The organism is Prescottella equi, from assembly GCF_020171745.1.
GTDB lineage: Bacteria > Actinomycetota > Actinomycetes > Mycobacteriales > Mycobacteriaceae > Prescottella > Prescottella equi_A.
In genome coordinates this window covers 83,531-100,692 of the sequence record NZ_JAIVAH010000013.1, presented here as the reverse complement: position 1 = coordinate 100,692, position 17,162 = coordinate 83,531, and the positions used below count along the sequence as shown (strand labels likewise).

Below are 17,162 nucleotides of genomic sequence, written 5' to 3'. Positions count from 1 at the left end.
CAACCACGTGGATCGCAATCGCGCAGACTCGCCGAACCCCGGTCTTTCCGAGGGGTCACCTATGGCGGTCTATCACCGATTCACCTGGGTCGAGCACACCCGCATCAATCTACAGGGTCGCCCCGGCAGAACCCATTTCCGACCAGTTCACCAAACGTTCATTCGGTGACGTCGAGCGCGGCGATCACCTTGGTCGGGCGGATCCGAACCACCAACTCCCCCGGAACCCCGTTGCGGCGGCCGAACTCCTCCGCCCGCCCGTCTCCCATGTAGCGCCTGCCGATCTCGGTCGCGACCCGCAGCAACTCGTCCGGATCCGTCGAGATCACGGCCTCACCCTGGATCTGCACGAACGCATACGGCGGCTCCTCCAGATCGACGCACAGGGTCACGCGAGGATCCCGGGCGAGATACCGCCCCTTGGCCGTCGACGCACCGGTGTTGAACACCACATCGTCACCGTCGAGGACGAACCAGACCGGGGCGACGAGAGGACGGCCGTCTCCGGAGAGAAAGCCGAGCTTGCCGGTCCGGGTTCCCCGCGTGAGGAACTCCCGGACGTCCGGGTCCTGCAAACTGTCACGCAGACTGCTCACGAACCGAACAGTACGCGCGTCGCAGGACGCCCGCCGGGTTCGAGTCCGGTTCGGTCGGTTTCGAATCAGGAAAGCACTTCGACCAGCGTGGTCGCCGAGTCCCCCACCATGTACTTCTCGATCCCGTCGAGGTGCTTGCGCCAGAAGTCCTGCGCTGCAATCGCGTCGCCGCTGCGCAGGTGCGCGAGCAACTTCGTGTAGGCACGGTGCGCCGCCCGCGCGGCCGGCTTGTCCTGGTTGTCCCCGTGCGACGCGATGAACAGCGCGTTGTGCGCCTCGATGATGTGCACGAGCATCCCGGCCAGCACGGCGAGTGTCTCGTTCCCCGCGAGATCGACCAGGCTCTGGTGCAGCTGCACGTCGTGGTGCGCGAACGCGGCGGCGTCGTCCACCAGGCCGGCGCCCTCCTCGATCAGCGTCGCGAGGCGATCGAGTTGCTCCGCGTGGCCCGGACCGGCCAGAACTCCCACCGCGGACACCTCGAGCGAGGCGCGCGCGCGATAGACGTCGACCAGCGGCGTTCCCTGGTACTGCAGCAGCAGACCGGTGTACCGCGCGGCGACCGATGCGTCCGGCGCCATGACCCGGGCACCACCGCGCGCTCCTCGGAGCACGGTGATGATCGACTCGGATTCGAGAATCCGGAAGGCCTCGCGGAGGGTGGGACGGGAGACACCGAACTGCTCCATGAGCACCGATTCGTTCGGCAGCGGATCGCCCGCACCGAGCTCGCCGGTGATGATCCGCCGACGCAGATTCGCGGCGACGAGCTCACCCGCCTTGGGCACCCGCACCACAGTCGACTTCGATCCGACCGCCACGTTGTCCCTCTCGTCGGCTTCCGTCCCGGCAGACGCCCGGACCCGGTACCGATGAAGAGTACAAGGCTTTAGTTGTTTCCTCGCCTCGCTACGGCGCGATCGGTCGGTGTCGTGGGCGACGACGGGCGGAAGCGATGCTACCCATGGGTAATCTCACACCGTCAGCGAGCCCCGAATCGGGCAAACCAGTCGATCAAGTCGGCATTGTCGACGGCGCTGCGGTCGATCACTCGGGCCGCGTCGCCACCCTGGAACAGACGTTTGATCGGGACCTCGAGCTTCTTGCCGGTTCGCGTGTGGGGAATGCCCGGAGCAGCCACGATCTGGTCCGGCACATGCCGCGGCGACGCGTTCTCCCGGATCTCCGCACGGATCCGCTCGGCTAGTGCGTCGTCGAGTTCACACCCGTCCGCGAGGACCACGAACAACGGCATCCAGTAGCCGCCGTCACTTCTCTCCGCACCTATGACGAGCGCCTCGACGATCTCGGGGAGACGTTCGACGGCCTGATAGATGTCGGCGCTGCCCATCCGGATGCCGTTGCGGTTGAGTGTCGAGTCCGAACGCCCGTGCATCACGACACCACCGTGCTCGGTGATCGAGATCCAGTCGCCGTGCCGCCAGACGCCGGGAAAGGTATCGAAGTAGCTCGCCCGGTAGCGGGCGCCGTCCGGGTCGTTCCAGAAGCTGACGGGCATCGACGGGAGCGGGCGGGTGACCACGAGTTCGCCAACGTCACCGCGGACCGGCCGACCGGACTCGTCGAACGCGTCGAGGGCGACCCCGAGGTACGGCACCGACAACTCCCCGGGCCACACCGCGGTGACTCGTGTCCCACCGACGAACGCCGACACCACGTCGGTGCCGCCGCTGATGGACATGACGGGCACGTGCGCGCCCACGTTCTCGGACAGCCACCACGACGAGGACGCCGGCAGCGTGGACCCGGTGATCCCGACCGCGCGCAGCGCACTCAGGTCGTGTTCCTCGGCCGGGACGATCCCGGCCTTCTGGCAGGCCAGGACGTACCCGGGGCTGGTGCCGACCACGGTGACCCCGAGCCTTGCCGCCGACTCCCACAGCCGGCCCTGCGCCGGGTACGCGGGGCTGCCGTCGTAACAGACGACGGTGGCGCCCACCAGGAGCCCCGCCACCTGGAAGTTCCACATCATCCAACTCGGGCTCGTGTACCAGAAGAACGTGTCGTCGGGTCCGATGTCGCTCTGCAGCGCGATCGCCTTGAGGTGCTCGAGAAGGACACCGCCGTGGCCGTGCACGATGCCCTTGGGCAGACCCGTCGTGCCCGACGAGAAGACGATCCACAGCGGGTGGTCGAACGGCACCGGCACGGTCTCGAGCGCGGCGTCACCGGCGGTGGCCTGCGCCCAGCCGAGCGCGCCGGGGACGGCACCCGTCCCGAGACGCGGTACCAGCACGGTCGCGGCGAGCGTGGGCATGCCGTCCCGCAACTGCTCGATCTCGCCGGTCCGGGCGTAGTCCTTGCCACCGAACCGGTAGCCGTCGGCGGCGATCAGCAGCTTCGGTTCCAGCTGCCCGAGTCGGTCGAGCGCGGCAGGGGCCGAGTAGTCCTGCCCGCACGCGGCCCACACCGCCCCGACGCTCGCGGTCGCGAGGAACGCGACGATCGCCTCGGGGACGTTGGGCAGGTAGCCGACGACCCGGTCTCCGGGGCCGACGCCGAGCGAACGCAGGGTCGCGGCGAGCGCACCGGTCTGCCGAGTCAGCTCCGCCCACGACAGCGTCTCGCGGTCGCCGGCCTCGCTCTCGTACACGACGGCGGGACGGTCGGTGCGCGCGTTCCGCACCACGTGGTCGACGTAGTTGAGGCGGGCCTGCGGGAACCACACGGCACCGGGCATCGTGTCGACGGCGAGAGCCGGGCCGGGATCCGACGCCGAGGCGACCTCGAAGTAGTCCCACACCGATTGCCAGAAGGCGCCGAGGTCGTCCACCGACCACTGCCACAGGGCCCGGTAGTCCGCGAATGTCAGGCCGGTGCGGCGCTCGGCCCAGCGCGCGAAGTCGGTGATCCGGGCGTGGGCGACGTCCGTGTCGGTCGGCACCCACTGCGGCCGGGTACTGGTGGTTCCTTCACTCGTCACGCGGTCACGTATCCCTTCCCTGCCCGACGCCGGAGCGCCGCACGATCTCTTCCGCGTGCCGCAGCACCGGCGCATCCACCATCCGGCCCTCGAACGTGAAGACCCCGCGTTCGCGCGAGGCGGCCGCGATAACCCTTTCGGCCCAACCCAATTGCTCCGCGGTGGGCGCGTAGGCGGTGCGGATGACGTCGATCTGGCTCGGGTGGATCGCGACCTTCGCATCGAATCCGACCGCGACGGCGTCCTCGCACTCCGCACCGAGGCCGGCGAGATCCGGGATGTCGAGGAACACCGAGTCGAGTGCGAACCTGCCGTGCGCCTTCGCGGCGAGCAGGGCGGTCGACCGCACGTGCCGGGCGACGTCCCGATAGCCGCCTGTCACGTGTCTGCTCGAGGCACCACCGAGCGCGGCGACGAGGTCCTCGGCGCCCCACATCACGCCGACGGCGTTCTCGGCCTGGACCGCCCGTTCGATCGCGAGCGCCCCGAGCGGCGATTCGACGAGCGCGATCACCGACAGTGGTGCGAGATCGAGGATCTGGTCGACGGATTCACACTTGGGCAGCATCACCGCGGTGTACGGCGTGCGGTCGAGCGCGGCGCAGTCGAGCGCGTGATCGTCGGTGCCGTGCGCGTTGACCCGGATGACGGTGCGGTCCGGGTCGAGCGGATTCTCGACGAGGGCGCGGCGGGCGGCGTCCCTGTCCGCCGGAGCGACGCCGTCCTCGAGATCGAGGATGACGACGTCCGCGACGGCCGCCGCCTTGGCGAAGCGTTCCGGGCGGTCGGCGGGGCAGAACAGCCAGGCCGGTCCGGGAACGGTTCCCGCCCAGAGCCTCTCGGCGGTGGGATCACTCATGCGGGCCTCTTGCGGACGAGGGTCTTGCGAACCGCGGTCGCGACGACGTCGCTGTGCTGGTTGCGGCCGGTGTGCTCGAACGTCACGATGCCCTCCCCCGGCCTGCTGCGGGACTCGCGCAGGTCGGTTACGACGGTCTCGGCGTAGAGCGTGTCGCCGTGGAACAGCGGCTTGGGGAAAGTGATCTCGGAGAATCCGAGGTTCGCGACGATGGTTCCCTGCGTCAGTTGCGCCACCGAGAGTCCGACGAGCGTCGACAGCGTGAACATCGAGTTCACCAGGCGCTCACCGAACTGCGTCTCCGCGGCGAACGCGGCGTCGAGGTGCAGCGCCTGCGTGTTCATCGTGAGCGTCGTGAACAGGACGTTGTCGGCCTCGGTGACGGTGCGTCCCGGCCGGTGTGCGTACACGACCCCGGTCTCGTACTCCTCGAACCACAGCCCACGCTGGACGATCTTGCGTGCCGTCACTCGTCAGACCCCCAGTTCCCGTGCGATGAGCATCAACTGGACCTCGGTGGTGCCCTCCCCGATCTCGAGGATCTTGCTGTCGCGGTAGTGCCGGGCCACCGGGTACTCGTTCATGAAACCGTATCCACCGAAGATCTGGGTGGCATCGCGCGCATTGTCCATCGCGGCCTCGCTCGCGACAAGCTTCGCGATCGACGCCTGCTTCTTGAACGGCTTGCCGGACAACATGAGTGCGGCGGCGTCGTAATAGGCCGTCCGGGCCACGTGGGCCCGCGCCTCCATGCGCGCGATCTTGAACTCGATGGCCTGGTTGGCCCCGATCGGGCGTCCGAACGCCTCGCGCTCCTTCGCGTAGCGGACGGACTCGTCGACGCAGCCCTGCGCGGCACCGACCGACAGCGCCGCGATCGCGATACGGCCCTCGTCGAGGATGCGCAGAAAGTTCGCGTAGCCGCGGCCACGCTCGCCGAGCAGGTTCGCCTCGGGCACCCGCACGTCCTGGAACGTCAGCGGATGGGTGTCGGAGGCGTTCCAGCCGACCTTGTTGTAGGCCGGTTCAGCGGTGAACCCGGGGGTGGAGGTCGGCACGAGGATCGTCGAGATTTCCGGAGCGGAGCCTGCGGAGCGACCATCCCGCGCCGTCTTGCCGTTCTCCTCGAGCCCGGTGACTGCGGTGACGGTGACCAGCCTGGTGATGTCGGTGCCCGAGTTGGTGATGAACTGCTTGTTGCCGTTCACGACCCACTGACCGTCGACGAGCTTCGCAGTGGTGCGGGTGCCGCCCGCGTCGCTGCCGGCGCCGGGCTCGGTCAGACCGAACGCGGCCAACGCCTTTCCGCTCGTGAGCTGCGGCAGCCACTCCTGCTTCTGCTCCTCGTTGCCGAAGCGGTAGATCGGCATCGCGCCGAGCGAGACGCCAGCCTCGAGGGTGATCGCGACGGACTGGTCGACCTTGCCGAGTTCCTCGAGCGCGAGGCACAGCGCGAAGTAGTCGCCGCCCATGCCGCCGTACTCCTCGGGGAACGGCAGACCGAACAGGCCCATGTCGGCCATCCCGTCGACCACCTCGTACGGGAAGGTGTGGTTCGCATCGTGTTCGGCGGAGACCGGTGCCACGACGTTCTGGGCGAAGTCCCGGACGGTCTTCGCGAGCTGCTGGTACTCGTCGGGCAACGATCCGGTGGACAGGTGATCGGTCATGACACGACATCCTTCGTTGCGAGTTCGGAAGACTGCTCGGATTCGGTTGCGGGGCTGACCCGCGCGAGCGGTTGATCGACCTTGACCTGGTCGCCGACGGCGACGAGGACCTCGACGACGCCGCCGATGGGAGCGGACAGGGTGTGCTCCATCTTCATGGCCTCGACGACCACGACGGCGCTCCCGGCGCCGACGGTGTCACCGGACGACGCGGACACCGCGATGACGGTGCCGGGCATGGGGCTGGTCAGCTCGGCGTCACCGGCGTGGGCGTCTTCGCCGCGGACACTGGCCTCGCGCAGTTGCGAGACGATCCATGTGCCGCCTCCCCCGGCCAACCACAGGGTGCCGTCGTCTTCCGCGACGCGGTAGGTGTCGCGGAGTCCGTCGATCACGACGGCAAGGACACCGCCGTCGAGTCGGGCTGTGAGCGTACGGTTCTCGCCACCCTCGATGCGCGCGAGGCCTTCCGCCGGGGTCCCGGTGATCTGCACATGCTCGGTGCGGTCGCCGCAGCGCAGCCGCAGCGAGATCGGGTGTGCCCCGCCGACCCGCCAACCACTGGGCAGGTCCCACGGATCCGCGGTGTCACGGGGCCACAGCGTGAGCCAGTGGTACGCGGCCGCGGCGACGAGGATGTCGTCGTCGACCGGTGGGGTGTGGAAGTCGGTGACCCGGCGGTCCAGCAGACCGGTGTCGAGGCGTCCGGCACGCACATCGTCGTCGGCGAGCAGGAACCGCAGGAACTCGATGTTGGTCACGACGCCGAGGACCGCGGTGTCCGCGAGTGCCCGGTCGAGCCGTCGCAATGCCTCCGCCCGATCGTCGCCGTGCGCGATCACCTTGGCGAGCATCGGGTCGTAGTCGCTGCCGACGACCGTGCCGTCCCGCAGACCGGAGTCGACCCGCACTCCGGCACCGAGTGGTTCGGCAATGTCCAGCACCGTGCCGCCGGTCGGCAGGAAGCCGCGAGCGGGATCCTCCGCGTACACGCGGGCCTCGATCGCGTGGCCGGTGAGCGTGACGTCGTCCTGCGTGAAACCGAGCGGCTCACCCGCGGCGATCCGCACCTGCCACTCGACGAGGTCGAGTCCGGTCACCAGCTCGGTGACCGGGTGCTCCACCTGCAGCCGGGTGTTCATCTCCATGAAGAAGAACTCGTCGGGCCGGTCCGCGGACACGATGAACTCGACGGTGCCGGCGCCGGTGTAGTCGACGCTGCGGGCCGTGTCGCACGCGGCAGCGCCGATCCGAGCGCGGGTCTGCACGTCGAGCAGCGGCGACGGAGCCTCCTCGATCACCTTCTGGTGCCGGCGCTGCAGGCTGCACTCGCGCTCCCCGAGGTGCACGACGTTGCCGTGGTCGTCGGCGAGGATCTGCACCTCGATGTGCCTGGGCCGCAGTACGAACCGCTCGAGGAACAGGGTGTCGTCGCCGAACGCCGACGCCGCCTCACGCCGCGCGCTGACCAGCGCCGCCGGTAGGTCCGCAGCATCCTCGACCAGCCGCATGCCCTTGCCACCGCCACCCGCGGACGGCTTGACGAGCACCGGGTAGCCGATGTCGGCGGCCGCGGCGATCAGGTCGGCGTCGGACAGTCCCGGCTTCGCGATGCCCGGCACCACCGGTACGCCGAAAGCCGCCACCGCGTTCTTCGCGGTGATCTTGTCGCCCATCACCTCGATGGCCCGCGCGGACGGACCCAGGAAGGCGATGCCGGCCGCAGCACAGGCCGCGGCGAACGCGGTGTTCTCGGAGAGGAACCCGTAGCCGGGATGGATGGCCTGCGCGCCGGTTCGTTTCGCGGCGTCGAGCACCTTGTCGATGTCGAGGTAGCTCTCCCGGGCGGCGGCCGGACCGATCAGCACCGCGGTGTCGGCCTCGCGGACGTGCCGCGCACCGGCGTCCGCCTCGCTGTAGACCGCGACCGAGCGGATGCCCATGCGGCGCAGCGTGCGGATGACCCGGACCGCGATCTCGCCGCGATTGGCGACCAGAACGGTTTCGAACTGTGTAGTCATGGGTGCCCTCACATCCGGAAGACGCCGTAGGAGACCGGTTCGAGCGGCGCGTTCGCACACGCCGACAGCGCCAGCCCGACAACGGTTCTGGTGTCGGCGGGGTCGATCACACCGTCGTCCCACAGCCGCGCGGTCGAGTAGTACGGATTGCCCTGCGCCTCGTACTGGGCCCGGAGGGAATCGGGGTCTCGTCCCGAATCGCGCCCGGAACCGACCGCACCGAGCACCGACGCGGCCTGCTCACCACCCATGACCGAGATCCGGGCGTTGGGCCACATCCACAGGAAGCGCGGCGAGTACGCCCGCCCGCACATCGAGTAGTTGCCCGCACCGTACGAACCGCCGATCACGACGGTCAGCTTCGGCACCCGCGCGCACGCGACGGCGGTGACCATCTTGGCGCCGTGCTTGGCGATGCCGCCGGCCTCGTATTCGCGGCCGACCATGAAGCCGGTGATGTTCTGCAGGAACAGCAGCGGGATGCTGCGCTTGTCGCACAGTTCGATGAAGTGCGCGCCCTTCATCGCCGACTCGGCGAACAGCACGCCGTTGTTGGCGACGATGCCGACCGGGTGCCCGTGTATCCGGGCGAAGCCGGTGACCAGCGTCTTGCCGTATTCGGCCTTGAACTCCTGGAAGTTCGCCCCGCCGGCACCGTCTCCGTCCACCATGCGTGAGATGACCTCGCGCACGTCGTACGGGATCCGCGGATCGGTGGGGACCACGTCGTACAGCTCGTCCTGGTCCGCGACGGGCGCGACGGTCTCGGCCACCGCCCACGGCCGGGGTGCACGTGGACCGAAGGTGGAGACGATGTTCCGGACGATCCTGAGTGCATCGCGGTCGTCCTCGGCCAGGTGGTCGGTGACCCCGGAGACCTTCGAATGCAGGTCGCCGCCACCGAGTTCCTCGGCCGTGACGACCTCGCCGGTCGCGGCCTTCACGAGCGGCGGACCACCGAGGAAGATCGTGCCCTGGTTACGGACGATCACGGCCTCGTCGCTCATCGCCGGGACGTACGCACCGCCCGCGGTGCACGATCCGAGGACCGCCGCGATCTGCGGAATCCCCCTGGCGCTCATGGTCGCCTGGTTGTAGAAGATCCGTCCGAAGTGCTCGCGGTCCGGGAACACCTCGTCCTGCATCGGCAGGAACGCGCCACCGGAGTCGACGAGGTAGAGACACGGCAGGTTGTTCTGTAGTGCGATCTCCTGCGCCCGCAGGTGCTTCTTGACCGTCATCGGGTAGTAGGTGCCGCCCTTGACGGTGGCGTCGTTCGCGACGATCACGCACTCGCGGCCGGAGACGCGTCCGATCCCTCCGATGACGCCGGCGCCGGGGCACTCGTCGTCGTACATGCCGTTCGCGGCGAGCGGGGCCAGCTCGAGGAAGGGGCTGCCCGGATCGAGCAGGGTGTCCACCCGGTCGCGGGGCAGGAGCTTGCCGCGGGCGATATGGCGCTCCCGGGACTTCTCGCTGCCACCGAGCGCCGCGGCGGCCAGCTTGTCCCGCAACTCGGACACGAGCGCGAGGTGCTGTTCCCGATGGGAGGTGGTCGAAGCGGTTCGAGCGGTTGTCACGTCACCGTCCTCGCAGTTGATGGATACGATGGGACTCGGTTAATCCTGAATAACTGAATTCAGGTTATCCGTGATTAACTGAGTTGTCCAGATCACACGAACGGAAAAATGTGACCGATGACCGACGTCGATCGTGAAGCGGGGGCGGCCCCGGGCCGGCGCAGTCAGGCAAAGGCCGACCGCCGCCGCGAACTCCTGCGCGCCGCGGCGCGGCTGATCGCCGAGCGTGGCTTCCCAGGCGTCCGGCTCGAGGATCTCGGATCCGCGGTGGGCATCAGCGGTCCGGCCGTGTACCGGCACTTCCCCAACAAGGACGCCCTGCTCGTCGAATTGCTCACCGACATCAGTGAGCGGTTGCTCGCGGGCGGCACGGACGTCTCCGAGCGTGTGTCCGATCCGCGGCGCACACTCGAGGAACTGGTCGACTTCCACCTCGACTTCGCGCTCGGCGAGCCCGACCTGATCCGGGTGCAGGACCGCGACCTGCACTCGCTGCCCGACGACGCCCGGCACCGCGTCCGGCAGACACAGCGGCGGTACGTCGAGATCTGGGTGGACGTACTGCGGCGGATGGATCCCGACCTGGACAGCGCGCGTGCCCGCATCGCCGCGCACGCGACGTTCGGCCTGATCAACTCGACTCCGTACAGCGCACTGTCCCCGTCCGCCGATCCGGCGGACGGGGACGTGACCCGCACGGTGCTGCGCCGGATGACCCTGGCAGCGCTGGCCGCCGAGACCGGCTGAGCCCGTCAGCTTCGTTTGGCCGTGACCGAGGTGTACGCGAGCGTGAGGACCGCGGCGACCGCGATGCTGATGATCCACCGCCACCAGTCGATTCCGGGTGTATCCCCCTTGTCGCTGATGAGGCCCCAGATCCAGTAGCCGATCAGCGCGCCGACGATGCCGATCACGATGGTGATGATCCAGCCCATCGCCTGCTTGCCCGGAACGACCAGCCGGGCGAGGACGCCGATGACCGCGCCGAAGATGATCGTGCCGATGATCTCGCCCATCACGGGCTCCTTCCGTCCGCCCCCGGCGTGCGCGGAACACGCTCCGCCCTGGCTCGACGGTACGACCTCGATCGAGCCGGGGCGGGTGTTCGCGTGAATCGTTGTGCGAGCGAGTCCGTCAACGCCCGCGGCATCCGGTCAGAGGGCGACGTTGACGGCCTTGGTCTGGGTGTAGTGGTCGATCGCGGAGGCGCCGAGCTCGCGGCCCCATCCGGACTGCTTGAAGCCACCGAACGGCATCGCGGTGTCGAGGCCGTTGCACTGGTTGATCCAGACCGAGCCGGCCTTCAGCCGGCGAGCGGTGCGATGTGCCTTCGAGATGTCCCGTGTCCAGATGCCGGCGGCCAGTCCGTGGATCGAGTCGTTGGCGGCCGCGACGACGCCCTCGTCCGCATCGAACGGCATGGCAGCTATGACCGGACCGAAGATCTCCTCCCGGACGACGCTGAACTCGGGCTTCACGTCGACCAGGACGGTGGGCTCGACGAAGTAGCCCGCGTCGCCCCAACGGTTGCCGCCGGTCAGCGCACGAGCCCCGTCGGCGAAGCCGTCGCGCAGGTAGCCGGTGACCCGGTCGAGCTGCTCCTGAGACACGAGCGGACCGAGCTCGGCGGTGGGGTCGAGTCCGGATCCGAGCCGGACCCAGCTCGCCGCCTCGGCAAGCGCCTCGGTGAAGCGTTCGAAGATGCTGTCCTCGACGTACAGCCGGGTTCCGGCGACACTGCACCAACCGTGGTTGAACAACCACGCGTTGAGCGAACCCTGCACGGCCGCATCGAAATCGGCGTCCGCGAACACGATATTGGGGCTCTTGCCACCGAGTTCGAGACCGACCTTCTTGAGGTTGCCCTTCGCGGCCTCGACAACCTTCCTGCCCACCTCTGCGGAACCGGTGAACGACACCATGTCGACGTCGTCGTGCGCCGACAGCGCGGCGCCGGCTTCGCCGAAGCCCGGCACGATGTTGACCACGCCGGGCGGGAACCCGGCCTCCTCGAACACTTCGGCCAGCATGATCGCAGTGAGCGGTGTCTGCTCGGCGGGCTTGAGGATCACCGTGTTTCCGGCCGCGAGCGCGGGTGCGAGCTTCCACGACGCCATGAGCAGCGGGAAGTTCCACGGCACGATCAGCCCGCAGACACCGATGGGCTCACGGAGCGTGTACGCGTGGAACTCGCCGACGGGCGCGAACGGCATCGACACGTTGACCGTACTGCCTTCGATCTTGGTGGCCCAGCCCGCGTAGTAGCGGAACACGTCCGCGGCCCGGGCCGTGTCTGCCGCCGACGCGACGGCGGACTTACCGTTGTCGAGCGACTCGAGCTGACCGAACTCGGCGGCACGCTCGGTGAGCAGGTCACCGACCCGCCAGATGAGGCGTTCACGCTCGTTCGGCTTCACCGCAGCCCACGGCTCGGAGGCGCGGCGCGCTGCGCGGACTGCGCGGTCGATGTCGGCCGCCTCGCCGTGGGCGACGTCCGCGAGATGCTCGCCGGTCGCGGGGTCGAGTGTGACGAACGTGCGCCCGGACACCGCGTCGACGAACTCGCCGTCGATGTACAGCTGCTTGGTGCCGGCGAGGAACTGGCGCACCCGCGGTGTCACGATCTGCTCGACAACGACCGACATGCCCGAACCTCCTGAAGCTCAGTCTTGGAAGCACAACACAGCCATCGTGCGCCGTGATGCGGCCTGTCAACTGTTCAAGGTTTGGACAGCGGTCGGTCAGACGGTGATGTCGAGCGCGCGGATCCGGCTGTAGAGGGTCGTGCGGCTGATACCGAGCCGCGCCGCGGCATGCACCTTGTTGCCGTGACTCTCCCTCAGTGCCTCGATGATCGCGTCCCGCTCGGCGCGTTCGCGGCCGCCGAGGCGGGCCACCCGGCCGGACGAGCGGTACTGCGGGGGCAGGTCCTCGACTCGGATCGCGGATCCGCCTCGATCGGGCAGTCCCGCGAGCACCGCACGCAGTTCGACGAGGTTCCCCGGCCACGTGTGCTCGGACAGCGCCGTCAGGGCACTCGGCCCCAACCGCACTCCTGCACTGCCGATCTCGACCGCGAGGGCCGCGACGAGCGTCGGCAGTTCGCGGATTCGTTGACGCAGGGCAGGCACAGTCACCTGCGCGCCACAGCGTGCGAGCAGATCGCGTACCGCTGGGCGGACGGTGCCGAGAGGGTCGGAGGTGAACACCAGCCGGGGCCCACCGGCACGCGCCGCCAACGACGCGAGCAGGGCGAGGACGGCGTCGGGCGCGAGGTGGACGTGTTCGACGAGGATGCGTTCCGGAGTGGTCCCGACGTGCCCGAGTAGGCGGGCACACCAGTCCCGCTCACCCTCGGCCACGACATGCGCGGCGTCCATCGTCAAGATCGGCCCCTCCGCGTACTCGCGCGCGGCCCAGGCACGTCCGCTGCCCGGTTCCCCGACGATCGCGAGTGCACCGGCGGTGGAACGCAACTCGCTCAGGCGGGCGCGCAGGCGGGAGGTCGCGTCCTGCGGGATCGCCCTGCGCCGCACGGGTTGCCGCGCCCCGTCGGCGTCGAGCAGAAACAGGACACCGCTCTCGGCACCGGCCACCCGCGCGATGCGCAGATCGGCGTGCCCGCCCCCGGACAGCATGAAGTCCAGGGTCCACGACTCACCGGGAGGCACTTCGCCCGCGAGTGCCCGCAGTGCGGCGTGGTCACCCGGTTCGAGCAGTTCGACCGCCGCCTTGTTGGTGAGCATGATGTCCTGCCCCATCGCGGCCACCGCGACGCCACGCTGCCGGGCCGCGATCTGGAAAGCGTCCACCACGCGTCGGTCCGATTCCCGCGCCCCCTCGAGGAGTCGGGCTTCGATATCCCGCACCGCCCGCACGAGAAAGGGCACGAACAGCGGGTTGGCTGTCTTCTCCATCGCCGTGATGTCGAGGATGCCCTCGATTCGGCGCGTGACCGGATGCACGATGGGGTGGCCGTAGCAACTGAACTGCTGGAACGATTCGAGGAAGTGTTCGTCGCGGTGGACAACGACACCCTGGCGCACCTCGAGGGGCGTGCCGAGTGCGTTCGTACCGTAGTTCTCCTCGCTGAGGGCGACCCCGGGCAGCACACCGACACCCTCCATCGCGAGCCTCAGCGGACGAGAGTCGAACACGCGGGACACGACACGACAGTCCCTGTCCACGAGAAGGATTCCACAGCCCGTTCCCGACAACTGCACACTGAGTTCGTCGAGAACCGGCCCGGCCGCGCGCAGCAGACGTCCTGCCGCGTCGGATGGATCGATCAACGTCGGTTCGGGTACCCGCGCCGGGTCGATTCCGCTGAGCTGAGAACGCTTCCAGGACATCTCGATCTCCGGCCGCAGACCATACTCCACTACTGCCTCCTTCGATCAGGTGTGCTCGATCAATTCGAGCGACCTCTCGCGCATCTCGACCTTGCGAACCTTCCCGGTGACCGTCATCGGGAACTCGTCGACGATGTGCACGTACCGCGGAATCTTGTAGTGCGCCAGGCGACCGGCACAGAACGCCCGCACCTTGTCCGCGTCGAGCGGCCCCGCACCCTCGCGCATCCGGATCCACACCATGAGTTCCTCGCCGTACTTCGGATCGGGCACACCGATCACCTGGGCATCGAGAATATCGGAGTGGGTGTAGAGAAACTCCTCGATCTCCCTCGGGTAGATGTTCTCGCCGCCGCGGATCACCACGTCCTTGATCCGGCCGGTGATCGCGACGTAGCCGTCGGCGTCCATCACCCCGATGTCGCCGGTGTGCATCCACCGCGCGGCATCGATAGCCTCGGCGGATTTCTCCGGGTTCTCCCAGTACCCCAGCATCACCGAGTAGCCCCGCGTACACAGCTCGCCCGGCTCGCCGCGCGGCACCGTCAGCCCCGTGGCCGGGTCGACGATCTTCACCTCGAGGTGCGGGCCGACGCGCCCCACGGTGGACACCCGCTGGTCGACGCTGTCGTCGCGGCGGGTCTGCAGCGACACCGGCGACGTCTCCGTCATGCCGTAGCAGATCGACACCTCGGTCATGCCCATGCGCTCGATGACCTGTTTCATCACCTCGACCGGACACGGTGAACCGGCCATGATTCCGGTGCGCAGGCTCGACAGGTCGTAGCTCTCGAAGTCCGGATCGGCCAGCTCGGCGATGAACATCGTCGGCACGCCGTACAACGAGGTGCACCGCTCGGCCTGCACTGCCGCCAGCGTCGTGCCGGGCTCGAACGCCGGCCCCGGAATGACCATCGCGGCGCCGTGGCTGGTGCACGCGAGGTTGCCCATCACCATGCCGAAGCAGTGGTAGAACGGCACCGGGATGCACACCCTGTCGCGCTCGGTGTACCCGCACAGTTCTCCGACGAAGTATCCGTTGTTGAGGATGTTGTGGTGGCTGAGCGTCGCCCCCTTCGGGAATCCTGTTGTCCCGGAGGTGTACTGGATGTTGATCGGGTCGTCGGCGGACAGCGCAGCCTGCGCCCGCACGAGCACGTCGCGATCGTCGGCGAGCGCGGCGTGTCCGTCGGCGAGTAGTCGCTCCCAGTCGGGCGACCCCAGCAGCACCACCCGATCGAGCGCCGCACACTCGGGCCGGACCTCGTCGATCATCGCCGCGTAGTCGGACGCCCGGAACGACGGCGCGGCGATCAGCGTGCCGATACCCGCCTGGTTCAGTACGTACTGCAGTTCGTGAATGCGGTAGGCCGGGTTGATGTTCACCAGGATCGCCCCGACCTTCGCGGTCGCGTACTGCACCAGCGTCCACTCCGCGCAGTTGGGCGCCCAGATCCCGACGCGGTCACCCTTCTCGATCCGGGCTCCGAGCAACCCGGCAGCGAGCGCGTTCACGTCGACCGCCAGTTCGCGGTACGTCCACCGCCGCCCGGACCCACGGTCGACCAATGCGAGGCGGTCACCGTGCGCGGCGACCGTGCGGTCGAAATCGTCGCCGATCGTGTCGCCGAGCATGGGCGCGTCCCACGTGCCCGACGCGTAGCTCGGCAGGGACACCGACTGCGAAGGTGTGGTCATCGCGTTTCCTCTCCAGGCGCCGACCCGGTACCCACGGGGAAGCCCGCCGGTCCCGGCGTCCTCAACGTACTCGCTCGAGTGTGATGTAGGACATAGCCGACGATCGGGGCTCACGGCAACTGTTCGGGGCCCGACACGCCGGGCGGCATCTGTGCGATCGCGACTGTCAGCACGGATCCCCACAGTGCGGCCAACCACAGCGCATTCAGCCCGATGAAACGATGCGCCGTGGCACCCAGGAATGCTCCGACGATCATCGCCGCCCACAGCAGGAAGTGTCTGACCCAACCCCACTTCTCGCCCCCGGACAGCGCGGTGACCAGGCGCTGTCCCATCTTCACCAGCGTGCCGGTCATGTACGTGAGACTGATACTCACCTCGCCCTCGCGCTCGAACGTGGTGTTCTCGGCGCCCATCGCGGTGACCATCAGCGAGATCGCGACCGGGGTCCAGCCCAGCAGGTGCGCGATCGCGGCGAGCAGCAGCAACGACGTCACCAGGGTCAGGACCGCGGGTCTGTGACTCCTGCCGGCGCGCCGCCCGGTCACCGATCCGATCATCACCCCGACCACGAACAGCGCGACGATCCCGGCGCCGGTCAGCGCGGTCGTCACCAGGCCGTCCGCGGCGGACACCGACAGCTTGGTGGAGTTGCCGCTCATGAACGAGACGAAGAATCCCCCGAGCGTGATGAAACCCATCGCGTCGACGAATCCGGCCAGACCGGAAAGGAATACCGCGACGACGAGCACGCCCCGTGGGTAGTGGACGACCACTCCTCAGACGATAAACCCACCCGGACACGGTCCGGGTGGGTTCGGTCGCCGATCAGGTGTTCGGACGGTCAGGCAGCAGAGTCCTCGTCCAGGCCGCAGGCACCGCGCAGTTCGCGCGCGATCTCGCCCCACACCGTGGCGTACGACGCGATGTCCGGGGCCGCGATCCACGCCGGCTCGCCGGCCTGCGCCTTCTTCAGCGCCTCCGCGAACAGATCCTGGTAGCGCGACAGCCGCGGCACGAACGCGGAGACGTCGTCGAGCACGTCCTGCGCCTTCCTGTCCAGCGCGGCGAGCTGCTCGACGTCGGTCTCCCCCGCGACAAGTTCGCGCAGCGGGCCGTCGAGCTCGAGGAAGCGCTCGTGGATCTCGGCGATCGAGTCCTCGTCGATCGACACCCGCTCGGCGTCGAGCTGGTCGCCGAGCTCGGCCACACCGGCGTCGGTGAGCGCGAACGCGCCGTCACCGGTCTCCTCCGCCTTGCCCTGAGCGAGGAGTGCGTCCCGTGCCGCCTCCGCGGATGCGGCGGCGACGCCGAGCTGCGCGGCGAGGACGTCGGCCGTCACCTGCCCCTTCAGCCGGATCGTCTGCAGCAGTGCCAGTTCGTCGACGTTGCCCGCGAAGGCCATCGTGTTCTCCTCGTGTGTGCGGTAGTTCCGACAGGGA

15 protein-coding genes are annotated in these 17,162 nt (G+C 68.6%); 1 reads left to right on the top strand and 14 read right to left on the bottom strand.

The window, feature by feature from the left end; translation table 11 throughout:
- Positions 1-158: 158 nt before the first annotated feature.
- The 8 genes from LCL87_RS10705 to LCL87_RS10670 all read right to left on the bottom strand — a co-directional run bounded on the left by LCL87_RS10705 (position 159) and on the right by LCL87_RS10670 (position 9,670).
- Positions 159-575 (bottom strand): PPOX class F420-dependent oxidoreductase, encoded by a 417-nt coding sequence (locus LCL87_RS10705; RefSeq protein ID WP_225019981.1) that lies wholly within the window; start codon positions 573-575, stop codon positions 159-161.
- An 86-nt stretch (positions 576-661) separates the two neighbouring features.
- Positions 662-1,417, bottom strand: coding sequence for a GntR family transcriptional regulator (locus LCL87_RS10700; protein ID WP_225019420.1), 756 nt, complete (start codon positions 1,415-1,417; stop codon positions 662-664).
- 161 nt (positions 1,418-1,578) lie between these two features.
- A complete protein-coding gene (locus tag LCL87_RS10695) occupies positions 1,579-3,540 on the bottom strand; it encodes an acetoacetate--CoA ligase (RefSeq protein ID WP_225019419.1) in 1,962 nt (653 codons plus the stop codon).
- A 4-nt stretch (positions 3,541-3,544) separates the two neighbouring features.
- Complete coding sequence (locus LCL87_RS10690; protein ID WP_225019417.1) at positions 3,545-4,399, bottom strand: HpcH/HpaI aldolase/citrate lyase family protein; 855 nt, start codon at positions 4,397-4,399, stop codon at positions 3,545-3,547.
- On the bottom strand, positions 4,396-4,869 hold the full coding sequence (locus LCL87_RS10685; RefSeq protein ID WP_225019415.1) for a MaoC family dehydratase: 474 nt from the start codon (positions 4,867-4,869) through the stop codon (positions 4,396-4,398). Before LCL87_RS10685 ends, LCL87_RS10690 begins: the two co-directional genes overlap by 4 nt.
- 3 nt (positions 4,870-4,872) lie before the next feature.
- Positions 4,873-6,069: an acyl-CoA dehydrogenase family protein gene (locus LCL87_RS10680; RefSeq protein WP_225019413.1), complete on the bottom strand. Its 1,197-nt coding sequence runs from the start codon at positions 6,067-6,069 to the stop codon at positions 4,873-4,875.
- On the bottom strand, positions 6,066-8,090 hold the full coding sequence (locus tag LCL87_RS10675) for an acetyl-CoA carboxylase biotin carboxylase subunit (protein WP_225019412.1): 2,025 nt from the start codon (positions 8,088-8,090) through the stop codon (positions 6,066-6,068). Before LCL87_RS10675 ends, LCL87_RS10680 begins: the two co-directional genes overlap by 4 nt.
- 8 nt (positions 8,091-8,098) lie before the next feature.
- Positions 8,099-9,670 carry a carboxyl transferase domain-containing protein gene (locus LCL87_RS10670; RefSeq protein ID WP_510850738.1) on the bottom strand — a complete coding sequence of 524 codons (1,572 nt, stop codon included), beginning with the start codon at positions 9,668-9,670 and terminating at the stop codon, positions 8,099-8,101.
- Positions 9,671-9,787: 117 nt separating this feature from the next.
- Here LCL87_RS10670 and LCL87_RS10665 point away from each other — a divergent pair, with 117 nt between their 5' ends.
- Positions 9,788-10,417, top strand: a complete 630-nt coding sequence (locus tag LCL87_RS10665; protein ID WP_225019409.1) for an SACE_7040 family transcriptional regulator — start codon at positions 9,788-9,790, stop codon at positions 10,415-10,417.
- Between the two features lie 5 nt (positions 10,418-10,422).
- Here the strand turns inward: LCL87_RS10665 and LCL87_RS10660 are convergent, their stop codons facing one another.
- From LCL87_RS10660 to LCL87_RS10635, 6 genes are all read right to left on the bottom strand, one after another.
- Positions 10,423-10,686: a GlsB/YeaQ/YmgE family stress response membrane protein gene (locus LCL87_RS10660; RefSeq protein ID WP_005518336.1), complete on the bottom strand. Its 264-nt coding sequence runs from the start codon at positions 10,684-10,686 to the stop codon at positions 10,423-10,425.
- Between the two features lie 138 nt (positions 10,687-10,824).
- Complete coding sequence (locus tag LCL87_RS10655; RefSeq protein ID WP_225019407.1) at positions 10,825-12,315, bottom strand: aldehyde dehydrogenase family protein; 1,491 nt, start codon at positions 12,313-12,315, stop codon at positions 10,825-10,827.
- A 96-nt stretch (positions 12,316-12,411) separates the two neighbouring features.
- Positions 12,412-14,022 (bottom strand): helix-turn-helix domain-containing protein, encoded by a 1,611-nt coding sequence (locus LCL87_RS10650; RefSeq protein ID WP_225019977.1) that lies wholly within the window; start codon positions 14,020-14,022, stop codon positions 12,412-12,414.
- Positions 14,023-14,067: 45 nt separating this feature from the next.
- On the bottom strand, positions 14,068-15,720 hold the full coding sequence (locus LCL87_RS10645) for an AMP-binding protein (protein ID WP_225019405.1): 1,653 nt from the start codon (positions 15,718-15,720) through the stop codon (positions 14,068-14,070).
- 110 nt (positions 15,721-15,830) lie between these two features.
- On the bottom strand, positions 15,831-16,496 hold the full coding sequence (locus tag LCL87_RS10640) for a YoaK family protein (protein ID WP_225019403.1): 666 nt from the start codon (positions 16,494-16,496) through the stop codon (positions 15,831-15,833).
- 68 nt (positions 16,497-16,564) lie between these two features.
- Positions 16,565-17,125 (bottom strand): hypothetical protein, encoded by a 561-nt coding sequence (locus LCL87_RS10635; RefSeq protein WP_225019401.1) that lies wholly within the window; start codon positions 17,123-17,125, stop codon positions 16,565-16,567.
- Positions 17,126-17,162 lie beyond the last annotated feature (37 nt).

Bases quoted from the DNA above. Each gene is read 5' to 3' on its own strand.
- LCL87_RS10690 (WP_225019417.1), bottom strand. From the start codon at position 4,399: ATGAGTGATCCCACCGCCGAGAGGCTCTGGGCGGGAACCGTTCCCGGA.
- LCL87_RS10650 (WP_225019977.1), bottom strand. From the start codon at position 14,022: ATGTCCTGGAAGCGTTCTCAGCTCAGCGGAATCGACCCGGCGCGGGTA.
- LCL87_RS10655 (WP_225019407.1), bottom strand. From the start codon at position 12,315: ATGTCGGTCGTTGTCGAGCAGATCGTGACACCGCGGGTGCGCCAGTTC.
- LCL87_RS10680 (WP_225019413.1), bottom strand. From the start codon at position 6,069: ATGACCGATCACCTGTCCACCGGATCGTTGCCCGACGAGTACCAGCAG.
- LCL87_RS10665 (WP_225019409.1), top strand. From the start codon at position 9,788: ATGACCGACGTCGATCGTGAAGCGGGGGCGGCCCCGGGCCGGCGCAGT.
- LCL87_RS10645 (WP_225019405.1), bottom strand. From the start codon at position 15,720: ATGACCACACCTTCGCAGTCGGTGTCCCTGCCGAGCTACGCGTCGGGC.
- LCL87_RS10660 (WP_005518336.1), bottom strand. From the start codon at position 10,686: ATGGGCGAGATCATCGGCACGATCATCTTCGGCGCGGTCATCGGCGTC.
- LCL87_RS10635 (WP_225019401.1), bottom strand. From the start codon at position 17,125: ATGGCCTTCGCGGGCAACGTCGACGAACTGGCACTGCTGCAGACGATC.
- LCL87_RS10675 (WP_225019412.1), bottom strand. From the start codon at position 8,090: ATGACTACACAGTTCGAAACCGTTCTGGTCGCCAATCGCGGCGAGATC.